Source organism: Ruminiclostridium cellobioparum DSM 1351 = ATCC 15832, from assembly GCF_000621505.1.
Taxonomy (GTDB): Bacteria; Bacillota; Clostridia; order Acetivibrionales; family DSM-1351; genus Ruminiclostridium; species Ruminiclostridium cellobioparum.
In genome coordinates this window covers 301063-318547 of record NZ_JHYD01000002.1, presented here as the reverse complement: position 1 = coordinate 318547, position 17485 = coordinate 301063, and the positions used below count along the sequence as shown (strand labels likewise).

Annotated in this window: 13 protein-coding genes; 6 read left to right on the top strand and 7 right to left on the bottom strand. The window is 41.4% G+C overall.

The features are described 5' to 3' along the window. Nucleotides 1–128: 128 nt before the first annotated feature. Both T344_RS0103560 and T344_RS0103555 read left to right on the top strand, forming a co-directional pair. A complete protein-coding gene (locus tag T344_RS0103560; RefSeq protein ID WP_278246136.1) occupies nucleotides 129–1703 on the top strand; it encodes a response regulator transcription factor in 1575 nt (524 codons plus the stop codon). Nucleotides 1704–1763: 60 nt separating this feature from the next. Beyond that, the gene (locus T344_RS0103555; protein WP_027627574.1) at nucleotides 1764–3566 is read left to right on the top strand and encodes a sensor histidine kinase; all 1803 of its coding nucleotides are present in this window, start codon (nucleotides 1764–1766) and stop codon (nucleotides 3564–3566) included. Between the two features lie 4 nt (nucleotides 3567–3570). Here the strand turns inward: T344_RS0103555 and T344_RS0103550 are convergent, their stop codons facing one another. Continuing rightward, nucleotides 3571–4695, bottom strand: coding sequence for a response regulator transcription factor (locus T344_RS0103550; protein ID WP_027627573.1), 1125 nt, complete (start codon nucleotides 4693–4695; stop codon nucleotides 3571–3573). Nucleotides 4696–5042: 347 nt separating this feature from the next. Between T344_RS0103550 and T344_RS0103545 the strand changes: the two genes are divergently transcribed. From T344_RS0103545 to T344_RS0103535, 3 genes are all read left to right on the top strand, one after another. Beyond that, the gene (locus T344_RS0103545; protein ID WP_027627572.1) at nucleotides 5043–6233 is read left to right on the top strand and encodes a cation:proton antiporter; all 1191 of its coding nucleotides are present in this window, start codon (nucleotides 5043–5045) and stop codon (nucleotides 6231–6233) included. A 130-nt stretch (nucleotides 6234–6363) separates the two neighbouring features. Continuing rightward, nucleotides 6364–7893 (top strand): FAD-dependent oxidoreductase, encoded by a 1530-nt coding sequence (locus tag T344_RS0103540; protein ID WP_027627571.1) that lies wholly within the window; start codon nucleotides 6364–6366, stop codon nucleotides 7891–7893. Nucleotides 7894–8003: 110 nt separating this feature from the next. Next, nucleotides 8004–9758 carry a GGDEF domain-containing protein gene (locus T344_RS0103535; protein ID WP_027627570.1) on the top strand — a complete coding sequence of 585 codons (1755 nt, stop codon included), beginning with the start codon at nucleotides 8004–8006 and terminating at the stop codon, nucleotides 9756–9758. Between the two features lie 56 nt (nucleotides 9759–9814). On the opposite strand, the gene T344_RS0103530 is transcribed toward T344_RS0103535, so the two are convergent. Then, nucleotides 9815–10618, bottom strand: a complete 804-nt coding sequence (locus tag T344_RS0103530; protein ID WP_027627569.1) for a YwaF family protein — start codon at nucleotides 10616–10618, stop codon at nucleotides 9815–9817. 206 nt (nucleotides 10619–10824) lie between these two features. On the opposite strand from T344_RS0103530, the gene T344_RS0103525 reads away from it, so the two are divergent. Continuing rightward, nucleotides 10825–12189, top strand: a complete 1365-nt coding sequence (locus T344_RS0103525) for a TrpB-like pyridoxal phosphate-dependent enzyme (protein ID WP_027627568.1) — start codon at nucleotides 10825–10827, stop codon at nucleotides 12187–12189. Nucleotides 12190–12308: 119 nt separating this feature from the next. Here the strand turns inward: T344_RS0103525 and T344_RS0103520 are convergent, their stop codons facing one another. The 5 genes from T344_RS0103520 to T344_RS0103500 all read right to left on the bottom strand — a co-directional run bounded on the left by T344_RS0103520 (nucleotide 12309) and on the right by T344_RS0103500 (nucleotide 17481). Beyond that, the gene (locus T344_RS0103520) at nucleotides 12309–13082 is read right to left on the bottom strand and encodes a YdcF family protein (RefSeq protein ID WP_027627567.1); all 774 of its coding nucleotides are present in this window, start codon (nucleotides 13080–13082) and stop codon (nucleotides 12309–12311) included. A 47-nt stretch (nucleotides 13083–13129) separates the two neighbouring features. Then, the gene (locus T344_RS0103515; RefSeq protein WP_027627566.1) at nucleotides 13130–13756 is read right to left on the bottom strand and encodes a GerMN domain-containing protein; all 627 of its coding nucleotides are present in this window, start codon (nucleotides 13754–13756) and stop codon (nucleotides 13130–13132) included. Between the two features lie 28 nt (nucleotides 13757–13784). After that, nucleotides 13785–14534 carry an acyl-[acyl-carrier-protein] thioesterase gene (locus T344_RS0103510; protein WP_027627565.1) on the bottom strand — a complete coding sequence of 250 codons (750 nt, stop codon included), beginning with the start codon at nucleotides 14532–14534 and terminating at the stop codon, nucleotides 13785–13787. Nucleotides 14535–14541: 7 nt separating this feature from the next. Then, on the bottom strand, nucleotides 14542–15114 hold the full coding sequence (gene lepB, locus T344_RS0103505; protein WP_004626105.1) for a signal peptidase I: 573 nt from the start codon (nucleotides 15112–15114) through the stop codon (nucleotides 14542–14544). Between the two features lie 546 nt (nucleotides 15115–15660). Then, nucleotides 15661–17481 (bottom strand): outer membrane protein assembly factor BamB family protein, encoded by a 1821-nt coding sequence (locus tag T344_RS0103500; RefSeq protein ID WP_027627564.1) that lies wholly within the window; start codon nucleotides 17479–17481, stop codon nucleotides 15661–15663. Nucleotides 17482–17485: the final 4 nt, after the last annotated feature.

Sequence of the window (17485 nt, the reverse complement as noted above, 5' to 3'; positions counted from 1 at the left end):
TCTATTTGACTGTCACACCCGCTTCTTGTATAATTGCATTATATTTAGAATTTAGTTTAAAGTAAATTATCAAATTAGGGATAAGTATAGGACATTTTTACAAGGGGCTGGTCAAAATATTCAAAGTAGTGCTTGTGGATGATGAGCCATCTGTGATAGAAGGATTACGCATTTTTGTAAACTGGAACAAGTTAGGCTTTGAAATAGCAGGAGAAGCACCTGACGGTGCAGCCTCCTTTTCCGTTATACAAAATATTCGGCCCGATCTGGTTATATGTGACATACGTATGCCTGGTCTAAACGGTCTGGAGCTTATAGAAAAAGTAAACAACGAAATAATCCCTGCTCCAAAATTTATAATTCTGAGTGGTTACAACGATTTCTCCTATGCCCAGAAGGGTATACAGCTGGGCGCGCTGGGTTTCCTGACCAAGCCTTTGGACTCGGAAGAAATTGAACGGGAACTGCTGCGGGTGGTAAGTATAATAGATAATGAAAGAACTGCCCGGCAGGAAAATCTTGAGCTTATCCGCTTTACTGCCAATCAGCTTTACAATGATATTATGGACGGCAAACGCAGTGAAAAAATCAAACGCAAGGCACGGTTTATTTTCGATATTCCTGATAATTCAAAAATCTGTATTGTTCAATTCATAACCGATGGGGGCGGTAATCCAACCAATTATCCGGTGAGCAATATCTATGACCTGCTTATGCGGATTACCGGAATAAAGAATGAGAACTGCATGTTCTATAACGGTAACGGGAGTTATATCATTGTCATACATGACGGTATGGAAATCTTCACATCTGAAGCAGCTCTTACCGAACGGTTGAAAAAACACTTAAGCAGCCTGGACCCGAAGAGTTACGGCTTTAGGTCTTTTTGGGCACTGGTAAGCGGAACAAGCACAGAGGGAGTCATTGACAGCATTTTTAACTGCGGTAAGCGGCTTGAACAGCTTCATACCTATTGTCTGCTTCATCCGGATAAAAAAGTAGTTTATTATAGCGGAAATGAAAAGAAGAAAAGCTTAAAAGACCATACTAAAGCCGATGCCGAGATTGATTTTCCCGAACTCCCCTTTGACAGGATAATCAATTCACTTAAAGGCAATGACATAAGCCAGGTATCGAATTCCGTCAATGAATTTTTTGACAAGCTTAACAATAGCGGTGTATCCCGCCGCCTTTACTGTATTTGCCTGTACAGGCTGGCGGATTTAGTCAGAAAAATGTCTTATGCGTATGGAGTTGACGGTAACAGTGTAATTTTGAAATTCACCAGATCCATCAACAGTATGAGTCCAAATTGCATAATCCTGGCTCATGAAATGTGCGAATTTATCTTTAAAAAGCAAAACATCAACAATGAAAAACCATTGTTTCTGCTGGAGAATGAAATTATTGACTTCATTAAGGATAATTACAGGGAAAGTCTCTCTTTACAAAGTATTGCCGAGAAATTCTCATTGTCACCCATTATTATCAGTAAAATAATTAAAAGGAAAACAGGCGAAAAATTTAATGATTATTTTAATTATTTACGTATAGAACACGCTAAAACACTCATAGCTTCCGAAGATATGAAAATAACCTCAATATGTGAACAATGCGGCTATTCCGATTATAGGTATTTTACTGAAAAGTTTAAAGAATTCGCGGGAGTCTCACCCTCGGAATATAAAAAGAAATACTCTTGATTATCAAGTGTTTTATAATGGAAAATATAATAAATAAAATTTCCGGGAGATGCAAGGAATATGAGAAAATTTTTTCTGCAATTTGACAATGTCAGTATAAGGCGTAAATTCATACTGGTTTATATTTTCTGTATTTGTCTTCCGGTTGTGGCCGGAACTATCATATGGATGGCTTTTACTTCACAATCCATGCAGCAGAATGTGATACATTATCTGGATCAGACCTTTGAGGGGGCAGCCAGTGATTTTAATATATTAACGCAAACCGCTGTTAATGTGGCCAACCAGGTAAATGCCGACAACACCCTGCTTAACGATTTGTCTAAAAGCTTTTCTACTCCGGTGGAGCACTATGATCTTTACTGGAGTTCCCTGAGGAAAAGATTCAACATGTACCTGGTGAGTAACCCGGAAATTGTGGAAGTATCGCTGTATATTGACGATCCGCACTTTATTAATACGGATTATTTCCGTGTTCTGGATGATAAAGCCCGAAATACCCAATGGTACAAAATGGCTTCTCAAACCGACAGCGATATTATGGTGTATCCCGGTTCCACTGCTATAGCTATCACCCCGTACAGCAACAGGTTAACGATTGTCCGTAAAATAAAATCTCCAACATATTTGAACAATGCCACAAATTACCTGCTAATAGAATTAAAACTGGACCGAGTTATTACAAAGGTCAAGGATGAGGGAGGAAGCGTAGATGTCTACCTGACTGCCCCAGGCGACAACATAATCTGGAGCAACCAATACACCAATAAATTCAATCTTAAAAATCCTTCGGTATTGCAGCTGCCGCCCGACAATAACTATTACATCCTTCAGAAAAGCATAGGCCCTGCTCCTTATTTTGAAGGCTGGAAGATAACCGGTGTTTATGATAAATTTGTAATTTTTAAAAAGCAAATTGTGGTTCTAATTTATATTCTACTGATTACCCTGTCCCTATCAGCGTTCTCAGTCTTTTTGATCTGGGCGGTATTGAATTCCATGCGCTACCGTTTGTCGGCCCTGTCCCGCCATATCAAAAAAGTCAGCGAAGACCACCTTGAACCCTTAATGCTTGAAAATACGGGCCAGGACGAGGTCGGTCTGCTGATTATAACCTATAACAAGATGATAGCTGAAATTAACGGTCTGATAAATGATGTTTACAAACTTGAGATGCAAAAAAAGAGTATAGAAGTTGAAAATATACGCGCCGAGTACCAGTATCTGCAGGCACAGGTCGACCCCCACTTCCTGTTCAATACTCTCAATGCAATACTTGTTTTCTGTGTAAAAAACGGTTACACTGAGCTTGCAGGTGTTATATCGAGCCTGTCAAAGCTCTTCAAGCGTATGCTGACTACCGGCGGCGATTTGATTCCTGTGACCGAAGAATTGAATTTTATAGAAAAGTACCTGGATATTGAGAAGTTCAGATTCGGTGATAAATTTGAATATGAAATTCAGATTTCCCCTGAAGTAATTGAGTCAAACCGTTTTATACCTAAAATGAGTGTTCAGCCCATTGTGGAAAATGCCTGCAAACATGGCCTCCAATCATCAATCGAAGATAACCGCAGACTGGTTATAAAAGCAGATATTATAGATATGGCCCTTGTTATCTCTGTCAGAGACAATGGCTCGGGCATGGATAAGGAAAAGGTTGCAGCCATCTTCAACAAGTTGGAAAATCCCAAATCCGAACTGAACCTGGAAGCGGACAGTTTCGATGAAACGGAAAGCGGTGTGGGCATACAGAATGTCTACCGCCGTATGATGATGAATTACGGTGAAAGATTCCATTTTAAAATATACAGTGCACCTGACCAGGGGACGGAAATCCTCCTCCGCATAGAGGAGGTTTGATTTTCTATTTCCGCTCGTATTGCGTGGGCTTTTTATCGGTGATTCTGACAAAATGCGAGAAAAAGTTATTGTAATTATTGTAACCGGTTGTAGAAGCTATATCGCTCAATTTCATATCGGTGGTTTCAATCAGCTCTATGGCTTTTTCGATTCTGAGGCGATGCTGGTATTCACTTATGCTGACTCCAAATTGCTTATTGAAGGCATCGCCCAGATATCCCGCTTCAAGAAAGACCATTTCTGCAAGAAGGGAAACGCTTATTTCTTTCTGATAATTATTATCAATATAGGTTTTTACTTCATAGAGGAAACTGCGGGAATTTCTTTTTCTCTCCTCCAGCATTAAACCCACTACCTGCGAGACAATATCGGTAATATAGCTCTTTAAGCTTTTAAAATCCCATTTGCCGCTCACTCCTGACGGCAGCACGGTATCAATGCCAATATTTCTTTTATAGGCAACGTGAAGTATGCGGTAAACACAGCTGTTTACCATAATACAGGCATTATTTATATTTATATTCCGGGAAACAAATATATCAAACAATTCATCAATTAGCTGCATGGCATCCTCATAATTCATGAGCTTAATAGCTGTGGTCAATTCCTCGTCAAAATTGTCCCGTACGGCTTTCCATACATGGTCTATTTCTTCGTTGACAAAATCATTGCTTTGGTCGGAAGCAGGCAAATTGCGGCTTGATTTAAAGGTTTTGATATCAGCCTGTGAAAAACCGTATCTGGTCAGGAACTTTTTATCAAGTTTGCTCTTGATTTTGCGCAGTACCGTAATTATTTCGTCCCTGTCCAGCGGTTTCAGCAAATAGTCCAGTACCTTGTGCCGCATTGCCTCCTGTGCATAGGAAAAATCCGCATAACCGCTTAAAATAACGAATTCGGTATCAGAATGGATTTTTTGCGTTTCATAAATAAGCTCCAGCCCATTTATACCGGGCATACGTATGTCAGTTATTATCAGGTGAGGGTACAGTTCTCCAACCTTTGAAAGGGCCTCCTGCCCGTTTGAAGCTTCTCCGCACAGCTCAAAGTCAAGCTCGTTCCAGGGTATCATAAGTTTCAGTCCCTCAATTACTGATGGTTCGTCATCAACTATAAACACTTTAAACATTAAAATGTACCTCCGAATAAAACTTGTCAGTACGTAATCACTTATTAATCTATACCATAATAAGACAAATTTCAACTTAAAAACTTACTTTTTTTACAAATTGTCTTCCTGCAGAGCTGCCCATCCTTTCAATAGCTTCATTTTATATTTTTGCCTAATATAATATTCTGCAATATGTAATTTTATTACATCAGAAACAGACTGTTTTCTCCAATAGAAAGACTGTTTCTTGAATTATTTTATGAAATGTGATATTATGCCATTTTAAAACAAATCCGTCAAATGTATATGTGTGTGATTCTTTTCATAACTTTGGCTATCATTTTATATTAAGAGGGTTGTTCTTTATGGAAAAAATTTTACTGGAAATTGCTCTTATTCTGATATTTACCAAAATAGGAGGACTTGTAAGCCGGAAGTTTAAAATGCCTGAGGTTTTAGGCGCATTGGTAGCAGGTGTTATTCTGGGGCCGGCAGTATTAAGTCTTGTTGAATACACTGAAAATATTAAATTGCTGTCCGAGCTGGGCGTTATAATGCTGATGTTTCTGGCAGGGCTTGAGACCAATGTGGATGAGTTGAAAAAAGCAGGTAAAACCTCCTTCGTTATTGCCCTGTCGGGTGTGATCATTCCATTGGTACTCGGTACGGCAGCAGCATATCTGTTTTTCACAAACTTCTGGGAAAATTTATTTGTGGGAGTAATCCTTACTGCAACAAGCGTCAGTATTTCAGTTGAGACCCTTACCGAACTGGGAAAGCTGAACACCAAAGCCGGAGTAAATATACTCGGCGCCGCAGTAATTGACGATGTGCTGGGACTGATACTCATCTCCATAGTACTTGCTGTTTCACAGACTCTGGGGAGCGGCGCTTCGGGTTCCTCGGCAGCTGTAAGTCTTATTTTGACCTTTGCCAAGATAATAGCTTTTTGTTTGATAAGCGTAATTATGATAGCGGTGGTACCAAAGTTTATTAATAAGATATCCTTCGGCAGCAGGCACAAAAGGGATCTGCTTCCCTACTCAATAGCCATGGCCCTGCTGCTGGCATTCATATCCGAAATATTGGGAATCGCAGCCATAACCGGCGCATATATTTGTGGTTTGACACTCTCACAGTTCATACATAAGGAGTACATTGAAAAAAATGTGAAAGCTATTTCCTCGGGTTTCCTCTCATTAATATTCTTCGCAAGTGTAGGTATTGCCGCCGATATTAAAGGCCTGGATGCGGAGGTTATACTGATCACACTGGTAATGTTTGCAATTGCAGTGATTGGAAAGCTTTTTGGCTGCGGCGGTGCTGCCAGGCTCTTTAAAATAAGCAAAAGGGAATCACTTCAGATTGGTGTCGGTATGATATCAAGAGGTGAAGTAGCAATCATAACGGCAAATATCGGTATGCAGAACCATATTATTTCCGAAGAGATATACATTCCCACTCTAATAGTTGTAATACTTACTACCGTCATCACTCCGGCGCTGCTGAAAATAGTTTTCAATTCAAAGAAAAATCCTAAAGAATCGGTTGCATAATTTAACGGGTTGTATTTTTATTTGGCTGCTTATAATATTCCCATAATTTTTGGGTACCATAAAAATGGATACTATCATTATATTTAGCGTGAACAAATCTTGCAGATTTTCACGCAGACGGGAGAATCAAATGCAGAACCTGATAGAAAAAACCCTTTTAAAACCTGTGGAATCTTACTGGATCGGTACAACACCCTCTACAGACTATCCCTCCCTGGAGGAAAATATAAAAACAGACATACTTATTGTAGGAGGAGGAATAACCGGATTGACCAATGCATATCTGCTTCAGCGGGAAGGTTTCGATGTAACTGTAATTGATTCCTTCCGGATAGCAATGTCCACCTCCGGGCACACCACGGCCAAGATAACCTCGCTTCATGATTTGAAATACTCATCGCTCAAAGAAAAAATTGGAATTGAGGGTGCCAAAAGGTATGGTGAGATAAATGAAGAAGCAATTTCCCTTATTGAGACTATAATAAGTGAAAATAATATACACTGTGACTTCAGTCACCAGTCAAACTATGTATATACACTTGAGGACAGGTATCTTCAAGCTCTGGAAGATGAAGTAAAAACCGCCCGGACTTTGGGGCTGCCTGCCGACTATGAAACCTCCCTGGAGCTTCCTTTTCAAGTGAAAGGAGCAGTTTGCTTTAAAAATCAGGCACAATTCCATCCCCGGAAATATCTTCTGGAGCTGGCAAACCTTATCGTGCAAAAAGGAGGGCATATCTTTGAGAACACCACGGCCATAGATATCCATGAGGATAAGGAATGCAGGACCTCGACCAGAGATGGCCTTACTATAATGTCAAGTAAAGTGATTATAGCAAGTCATTTCCCCTTTTATGACGGCGGCGGCTTCTTCTCTGCCAGAATGTACCCGGAGCGCTCCTATGCCCTGGCTGTGAAAGCCAAAGTTAAACTTTCAGGCGGAATGTACATTTCTTATGAGCAGCCCACCAGGTCATTGAGAACACATCCCCTGGAGGATGAAGAACAACTCCTGATCATCGGAGGAGAACATCACAAAACAGGAAAGGATGATGACGAGAGGGAGCACTATATAAATCTTATCAAATATGCCGAAGATACCTACAGTGCCCTGGAAGTTCCCTACCGCTGGTCGGCGCAGGACTATACCGCCATGAATGAAATACCCTTCATCGGCCATATTACCGGAACAAAATTAAATATATTCATTGCCGCCGCTTATCAGAAATGGGGTATGACCACAGGTACGGTCTCTGCAATGATTATCAGGGATATTCTCACAAAAGGTAAGAGTGAGGTTGAGGAAATATTCAAGCCTTCCAGGTTCACCCCGGTTGAATCTGCCAAAAATTTTGTAAAAGAAAATCTGGATGTTGCCAAGAGCCTCATATCCGGAAAAATCAATATGCCTCCCGAAGATGTAGATATTGAACCCGGTGAAGGTAAAGCCCTAATGTATAACGGCCATAAGGCAGGAGCTTATAAGGACATGGACGGCAATTTGTATATTGTGGACACCACCTGCAAACATCTCGGCTGTGAAGTGCACTGGAATTCTGCCGAGCACACCTGGGATTGCCCCTGTCATGCCTCACGCTACGGCGTAGACGGAACCGTAATAGAAGGTCCCGCGCTGAAGCCCTTGGACAGACTGCTGTAGGAACCGTGGCAAATATTAGATTCTTAACCTCTTAATAACAATAAATTAGCATAAAGTTAACTCCATAATGCTACAATAAATGACAAATACTAATATCCAAAGGTTGACTTATGACTAATAATCCAATTGAGGAAGAAATATCAAAAATACTTGATAATAAGCAGATTAAAACGGTATTCCAGCCAATCATCTCCCTGCGTGACGGCTCTCTGCTGGGATATGAAGCCCTGAGCCGTGTTAAAGGCGATTCCTTTATAAAAAGCCCTGATGAATTATTTTTCTATGCCGGGCAGTGCAACAGACTGTGGGACCTGGAGCTGCTTTGCCGCACCAAGTCCCTTGAGTCGGCCTTTTTGAACAATGAGCATCCGATGAATACAAAATTATTCGTTAATGTCAACCCCAATATCATGCATGATGTGAAATTCCGTCAGGGCTTCACAAAGGAATATCTGAGTCAATATGGCATAACGCCCGAGAATATCATATTTGAGATCACAGAGCGGAATGCGGTGAATGATATGAATAGTTTCAAAAGTACAGTAAACCACTACAAGGAACAGACATATAAAATTGCAATAGATGATGCCGGTGCAGGTTATTCAGGGCTTAACCTTATAAGTGACATAAAACCGCACTATATAAAACTTGATATGAACCTGATCAGAAACATCAACGAGGACAGTATCAAATTTGCATTGGTAAAAAGCATGATCGAATTATCACATATGGCCAACATCCATCTGATAGCAGAGGGAATTGAAACCAGGGAGGAAATGGCAACCCTCATAAATCTGGGTGTTCACTACGGTCAGGGCTACTTTATACAAAAGCCCGCTGAAGAAATGATTTCCATATCTTCTGAAGTCATTGAAATATTAAAGGATGTAAACAGGAAGAAAAATCATACCTTCGGTAACCAGGTAAACAGTATTTACATAGAGAATCTTACTACAGATGCTTATACAATCTCCCCGTCAACAAGCGTTGAGCAGGTATTTGAAATATTCAAAAAAAATCCCTCGATACTTGGTTTATGCATAGTAAAAAACAATACTGTCATGGGTACTATATGCAAAGCAAGGTTTACCCTGATGCTAAGCGGACAATACGGTTTCAGCCTGTATCAGAAAAAACCCATAACTGATCTTATGGAAACGGATTTTCTGGCAGTTGACAGCCAGACTCCCATAAGTGCCGTATCGCATATTGCAATGTCCCGGCCGGCAGACAAGCTTTACGACTTTATTGTGGTCACAAAAAATTCCGAGTACCGGGGTACTGTTACAATCAAGGACCTGCTGCAAAAGACCACCGAAATCGAAGTGGTAAATGCAAAGCATCAAAACCCCCTTTCAGGACTTCCGGGTAATTTGATCATAGAACAGAAGATAAATAAATGCATTCATTCCGATGATAAATATAGCATATTATACCTTGATATAGATAATTTCAAAGCTTATAACGATGTTTACGGCTTTGAAAACGGTGATTTGGTAATAAAGCTGCTTTCCTCAACAATCATGAAAAACGTCAGCGGCAGTCAATTTACCGGCCATATCGGCGGCGATGACTTTGTAATAATCCTGGATAATTACGACATGGAACCGGTATGTAAAGCTGTTACTGAAGATTTTGAAAGAGATGTCCTGAAATATTATACTGAAAATGATATTAAAAACGGCTTTATTATAACCCAGAACAGGCATGGGCAAACTGAGAAATTTCCTCTTATTTCACTGACCATTGTGGGAATTTCAAATAAAAATAAGAAGTATACCGATCAATACCAGATATCAGAGCAGCTGGCATACCTTAAAAAGCAGTGTAAACAGCATAAGGGTGGTTGTCAATATCTGCTGTAAAAGACAAATCTATTTTTGAAAAGCCGGCTGTTCCGTCAGGTAACGACAGAGGTATATCAGCCCGTTAAAACATGTTCCTTTTCTTCCTCTTTTACAGCAGCAGCCGGCATTTTGACGGAGTTTTTCACCTCTGCCCGCCTCAGAACCATAAACGGCAGATAAAAAATTATCCACAGGACGCAGCCCAGCATAAAAGTCGGTATCAGATACCATGGACTTCCTACTAATCCGGCAAAGCTCTCCATAGGAGACCCTGCCGCCGGATATCTCAGAAAAAAGTAATTCCCGCCGGTGAAATGGTTAACCGGTATCATCATCAGGGCAAAGCACACAAGGATGGCCATGACCCTGGGAAGTTTCCTTATATCCGGCCTGAAGTCCATGCAAAAAACCATAAACAGCGGTATAAGGCAGATAATGCCGTGCACCACCATTGTCTGCATATATATGAATGACACTGCCGGATAATAGTAAACGTCGGGCGTCAGCAGCGTCATCAGGGCAGGAGCCAGTCCAATGGCATAGGAGTATTCCTGCAGGAGGCTGTTCCCTGTGAAAGCCATTACCGGCAGTATGATTGACATCAGGCTGCATAAATGCAGGGGCAGGGTATAGCCCCAGGAAAACTCGCCTATACTTTTATACCATAGCATTTGAGCCAGTTCCAGGAGCGGAAGCAGCATGGACATGCATTTAATTGCCTTCCATTTAGCTTTTGTTGTCCTATTCTTAAATAATAAAATTATTAAAACCCAGGCACAGGCAACCATAGCCAGCGCCAGCAGGTGCTGTGCAGAAAACAGCTCATTTCTCGATTCCTTTGGTATCCGGTCAATATATGTAAAAAAGTACTTGAACATGGTGCCCCCTTGTACATGCTTCTATGGATATATATTCCATACATCTAAAATTTATTATAAGTAATTGCATTGATTGACACTTGTAAATATATTGCTTAAAATAATTATAGCATTTTAAAAAAATAATATTATGAGAAACCAAATTGTGCCATTGCGCATCTGATGAATATTCAGCTTTAAAATGCACATTTGGAGCGGAGGTCAAGATGAGACGAGATGAGATCAGTAAAGTAATTCTGCCTGAAAGCGAAATTCCCAGACAATGGTACAACATCATTGCAGATATGCCGAACAAACCGGCGCCCTATCACAATCCCGCAACACTTAAGCTAATAGAAGCGGACGATATGAAAGCCATATTCCCCGATGAAATTATAAAACAGGAAATGACTTCTGAACGTTATATTGATATCCCTGATGAAGTTCGTGAAATGTACCGCCAGTTCAGGCCCAGCCCGTTATATCGCGCCAGAGGTCTTGAAAAGCAGCTGGGTACCACGGCACGTATCTATTACAAATATGAGGGAACCAATGCCACAGGCAGTCATAAGCTGAACACCGCCATTCCTCAGGCTTATTATAATAAAGCAGCCGGAATAAAGAGACTTGCCACAGAAACGGGAGCAGGTCAATGGGGCAGCGCTTTAAGCCTTGCAACAAGCCAGTTCGGGCTTGAATGCTCGGTATACATGGTAAATGTGAGCTACCAGCAAAAGCCCTACAGGCGTTCCTTCATGAAAACCTTCGGGGCAAGCGTTGTTGCAAGTCCGAGCAGCCTGACCGACTGCGGCAGAAGTGTTCTCGCAAAGGACCCGGACTGTTCCGGAAGCCTTGGTATCGCAATCAGTGAAGCAGTGGAAGATGCCGCAACACATCCTGACACCAACTATGCACTTGGGAGTGTGTTGAACCATGTCTGCCTGCATCAGACCATAATCGGAATCGAGGCAAAAAAACAGTTGGAAATGCTGGATGAGTATCCCGATGTTATTTTTGCCTGCTGCGGAGGCGGAAGTAACTTTTCAGGCATTGCCTTCCCATTTCTCCAGGATAAGTTTAAAGGCAAGCAGCTGAGAGCTGTTGCAGTTGAACCGACAGCCTGCCCTACTCTCACAAAAGGCGTTTTTGCCTATGACTACGGGGATACCGTAAAAGTGGCACCTATAACAAAGATGTATACCCTGGGTCATGATTTCATACCTGCCGGTATACATGCGGGCGGCCTGAGATATCACGGAGATTCTGCCATAGTCAGTCAGCTCTACCACGACAAAATCATCGAGGCCAGGGCCTACGGACAAAAATCGGTATTTGAAGCCGCCGTCACTTTCGCAAGAGCCGAGGGCATCGTACCTGCCCCGGAATCAGCTCATGCCATCCGCGCAGCAATTGATGAGGCAATCCTGGCAAAAGAAGCCGGCAAGGAAAAAGTAATACTGTTCTGTCTGAGCGGCCACGGTTATTTTGACTTTGCCGCCTATGAAAACTACTACAGCGGCAAGCTTGACGATGTGGAGTATTCACCCGACGCAGCAGAAGCAAGTTTGAAGAACCTGCCAGCCATAGAGTAAGCCTTCACAGCAGGATGCCCCAAAACAATTTGCGTAATTGTTTTGGGGCATCCTTATTTTATTAAGTTAGTACCGAAGTTACCGGTCGATATAAAAAATTACACAAGTAATTTGTTTGTCTATCTGTCTAAAATCAAGGATTTGAAAACTGCCAGGTATTCTCTCAGCAATACGTTGGGATATATGTACCAGGGAGTACCTGCGCTGATCCCGTAAGGTTTGAGGCCTGCCCTGCGCGCCAGCAGCTTTGACCTGAACATATGAAAATCGTTTGTTATTATCATAACCCTGTTCAGTTGGGTGCCAAGCTCCTGTTCATATAATTTCTTTGAAAAGACCATATTCTCATATGTACTTGTAGAATTTTCCTCTTTAATTATAAGCTCCTCCGGCGTACCGTGCCTCACCAGATACCTCTTCATGGCCTCTGCTTCGGTTATGGTCTCACCCGTTCCCTGTCCGCCCGAAACTATTACTGTTGTTCCGGGGTTTTTAGCAATATATCCAAGAGCATTATCAAGGCGCTGTGTCAATACCAGCGTTGGTGTCTCCCCCTTAAGACCTGCCCCCAGGACTATGACACAGTCAACTTCTGCGTCCTTCTGTGAAATTGCGGAGGTCATCAGTACAGTTGTTACTATTATGAAAGAAATAAACCAAACAGCAAATACCCCCAGTATAAATTTACCGATTCTGTTATATAACTTTTCCCTTTTTTTATATAACTTGCTGTTTGTAAATATAAGTGCTGAAATTAAAGCCAATCCGCCCAGTCCGGGAAGCATTATTCCAAAATCCATACCCCCGCTTCTGCTTCGAATAATTATCGTATCCAGAATTCCTGCAACAGCAATAAGCAGCAAGCTTATTTTTGTCAGCCTTTTCTTCCCCACCGTATCACCTTTCCCCGTTGGTAATCAACCATCCGGTCTTTCGTGTCCTAATTTGCTGCCAATTCATACTTATTGCCGTCGGCAGATTTGACAAATATGCCGTTAAAGCTGAAATGATCGCTTTCGGTATTGGGCACTCCTTCAACAGTAACTTTAAGCTTGCTGATATCCGGCATATTCAGGATGGTCATGACCAATATATTGGTATAGGTTATGCCTCCGGCACTTCCTGCATTGAACCTGGCAGCAACCTCCCTGGACAGATCAACCGTAGCAAGGCCGTCTTTCAATTCCGCTTTTTTTATGCTCAGTCCTGTTGTTTCAAGCACCTTATTGATGGCAGCAGTAATGTCATCCTGATATAACTTTTTGTCCACGGTAACATTTACTATTTCCTTTGGATTGTCATAGTCATCGGCATCATAATTATAAAGCTTAAGATCAATGGTTTGCCCGATCTGACCGGCACTGTCCGTTCCTGTTTGCTCTGATGACGACGCCGTAGATGTTGAAGCTGCATCCCCGGAGGTCACTTCTGCGGAAGTGTTCACAGCAGGCTGGTCTTTGTCCTGATTATAAACCTTTGTAGTATACAACAGTACTCCTACAAGTATAATAATAAAAACGAACAGTATTAAAGTTAAGAACTTCAGTTTCTGAGTATTATTATTCATAAAATCCCCTCTTACACATCGTAATTTTTTATTTTAATGTAATACAGGCCTTAAAATAAGTCTTTGCTCCGGCTTCATCAGCACCCTCCACGTATACGGCTCCCGAGTCAAGTCCGGAAATGTCTTTATAGAACACTATGGAATCCCCTGCCAGGGCTTCGCTTATATAACTTACCTGAATTGTATCAACAGCGTATTGTCCATGTTTCTCTATGGAAAAACAATCTGTTATATAATCGATATATTTGGAATTGTTAAGATGTCCGTTTATATCAATATCACTGTATCCGATTGTCTTTTTATACACCTGTTGAAGCTGCCCGTTTGCCTTTATTTTACCCATCCGTCCATCAATGGCACGGATCTGGTTAAATTGAGGAAACCTTCCGGGAAAAAGCTCGGTCCTTCTGATCTCCCTGGACTCTACATCCATTATAACCCAGCTTGAAATGGCTCTTCCAATAATATTGCCCTCTGAATCCTTTACAAAAAAATCTCTTTCAAACTCAAGTTTTTTAGGCTCCAGCGGCCAGGTTTCAACCGTCAATTTTTCGCCGAGGGCCGGAAATTTTTCCATCTGAACAAGTATTTTTACCAGCACCCAGGTTACACCCTGTTCTGCAAGGAGCTTTTCGACACCCAACTCCAATTTTTCGGCATGAAGGCTGGCAACATCCTGAAAATAATTGAACAGGGAACTCAGTTTTATTTTTCTGTAGTAATCTGCATCACCATAGTCGACATGGTATTCTTTTTTATATATTGAAACAGTATCCATACCTCACCTAAAATCCCAATCGTAATAAATACTTGCCAAAAACATGGTCCATGGGAACACATCCTATCACTCTGCTGTCCTTACTTTCATTCCTGTTATCACCCATTACGAAAATACTGTTTTCAGGGACGGTTATCTTTTCATCCGACTGGTATAACATTGGCTCTTTTATGTAGGACTCGTCCAGGGCCTCCCCGTTTCTGACAACCTTTCCTTCTTTGAATTCAAGTACATCTCCCGGCTTGCCTATCACTCTTTTCACCCAGAAAATTTCATCCTCATTGCCGGTTATTTTTGATACTATCAGATTGTATTTGAGAGGATCCATTATATTATCTATAAATCTGCGTTCCCTGCCGATCCTGCTGTCAATAATGACAATATCCTCATAATTCGGAATGCCGTGAAAAATATTCTGAGTTTTATTTATTATGATCTTATCTCCGTTATGCAGTGTATTTTCCATGGATGGACCATTTACACTTGTGGGCTGAAATAAAAATATTATTACAAGAAGTGCCACGATTATTGAGATAAGTATTGTTCCCATCCAGCTGAATATTTCCTTTAGAATTTTCATATTATCTCCATTTCCGGTATGGGGAATGTTTCTATACCGTTTATTGTCATTTTGTCTTTCTCCCCATTTGAATAAAAAAATAGTGTCGTCAGTAAAAAAACATACCCCTTAGTATACGTAAATGCGACAAAATTGTTTGAATTCTGCTGACTGAGCCATCCAAATTATTCTAATTATAATATATTTGAACAGCTATTTATACACTTAAACTATTAATTTTTTTTTAATATTTGATGTCAGTATTGTAGCATGCCTGTAACAGTACCATACTATTCAAGCAATGGATTGCACACAAAGCGCTTACAACCAGCACATAATTTAACCTGTAATACTTTTTTACCATAAATAGACTTAATCATCAATACCAATTGGTACGCGAGGACAACTTCATAAAATAGGATGCACGGTTAAAAACAATTATGATAAATTGTTGACAAAACCACTTTGCATGAGGTGATACAATTTACATAATTGTTTTGGGAGCATCCTATTTTATGAAGTTAGTTCGAAGCTGCCAGTTAATATAAAAAGTTACAATGGTACCTGTTATTTCACTTTTATTCCAAAAATCTTTCTCGCATAGCTTCCCACAACGATAGTATCGTTATATATTGCCGGGGAGGATTCCACGTTGCCCTGCAGTGAAACAGAGTCAAGGGTTTTCCCGTTCATAGGATCTACAAGATGCATAAAACCGGCAAAATCACTGTAGACCATATAGGTTTTGCCGTCGGAGCTCTTAAAGTCCAGCGGTGAGCACCAGCTGTAAGAGGTAAGTTTTTTCTTCCATATTTCCTCTCCTGTCTTCTTGTCCAGTGCTACCATTGTACCGTCACTGTTTGAGCCGGTAAAACAGATATTGAAAATAACCATATTACTGATGTCATCTTTGCCGATAACAGGAGTCCCAAGTGCTCCTCCGTTAATATAGTAATTGTATACACACTGGTAATTCTTCTGCCATATCAATTCACCTGTCAATGCATTGAGCTTTCTTATATTACAGTCTGCAACCGCGGCCTTTCCGTTCTCTCCGCGCTTGTCAACCTGATTTGCCGTATAAAGGAATACTCCTTCTTTGGTTTCCTCAATAACTATTGATGCATCGGTATCGTCTTTTGCATCATAGATCCAAACCGGTTTCATAGTGTTCAGGTCAAGGCACTGGAGCGTTCCGCCATTGTCACAGAAGTACATGTAATTTTTATATATGGCAGGCGAGTTCTCTATGCCCTGTTCGTCATTAAAGGGACTTCTGTAACGGTATTTGGTCAACTGGGGAGCTATGGAAAGTGTACCTGCAGACTTGTCAAATTTAGTGTTAAGCTTCACTCTGTAAACCAGGCCGTTTTCTCCCACATTAAGCAGAGTATCGGTTTTGCGGTCCAGAAGTGCCGAAGCATCATTTGCGCCCCAGCCTCTGAAGGCAACTTCATCTCTTCCGAAAATGGAGTAAAGTTCCTTTTGATTAAGCAGGTTGATTATTCTGAATTTGTATTCTGTAAACTTTCCGCTGTTTTCGTTGATACCCATTCCGGTATACAGCACCGGATAGCCTCTCGGGTCTATCATACCGGTACCTTTAATGGGGTATCCGACTTGTATTTTTTCCCTTGTAGGCTTCCCCGTTTCAAGATCCAGGAAGTAAATATTACCGTCCAGAGCAGGGTAAATAACCTCCACCAGATCCTTGGACTTCATTTCCCCGTTTATATTCATCATTTTTCTGGTATTCTCAGGCCAGTGAACCAGAAGCGGCTGCCCGGTCCAGCCCGTTCCGGGCCAATAGCTGTTATGGGCTGAAATAGCACCCAGCCCGTCTTTCTCCCACACTATCTCAAGCTTTTTCTGACTGACTGTTCTGGTACCAAAAGAGGCACTGTCCCTGTAATTGTTGCCCCTGAAAGTTGTAACTCCCTCCAATTCCGAATACTCTTCCGAAGAACCAAAGGAAATTTTGTCCTTTTTCCCGGGTGTGTACTGCTTCAAAGGGGTATTAATCCTGAATATCCAGGATTTCATATCCAGACCGCCGGCAAAGGTATTGTCAATGGCAAAATCAGGGTATGCCTTTTTGCCTCCGAAATCCGACTCCTCAGTCCAGGAGGATTTTAATTTTTCCGGATCGGTCATCTCCTGGGGCATGGGATCTGCCACAGGTTCTTCTTCGGGCCCTTCCTCGATCTCTCCGGTAGAATCTGCAGAATTAACACCTGCGGAGGAATTTGATGACGTTTTTACGGTATCGGAATCGAAGTTAAACACCTTGCTGAGTCCGATCCATACTCCCGTCATAATCAGCGCCAGGACCAATATTGTCAATAATGCCCTTAACCTGTTTGTTGCTCTTCTTCTGTATCTTTTCATAACT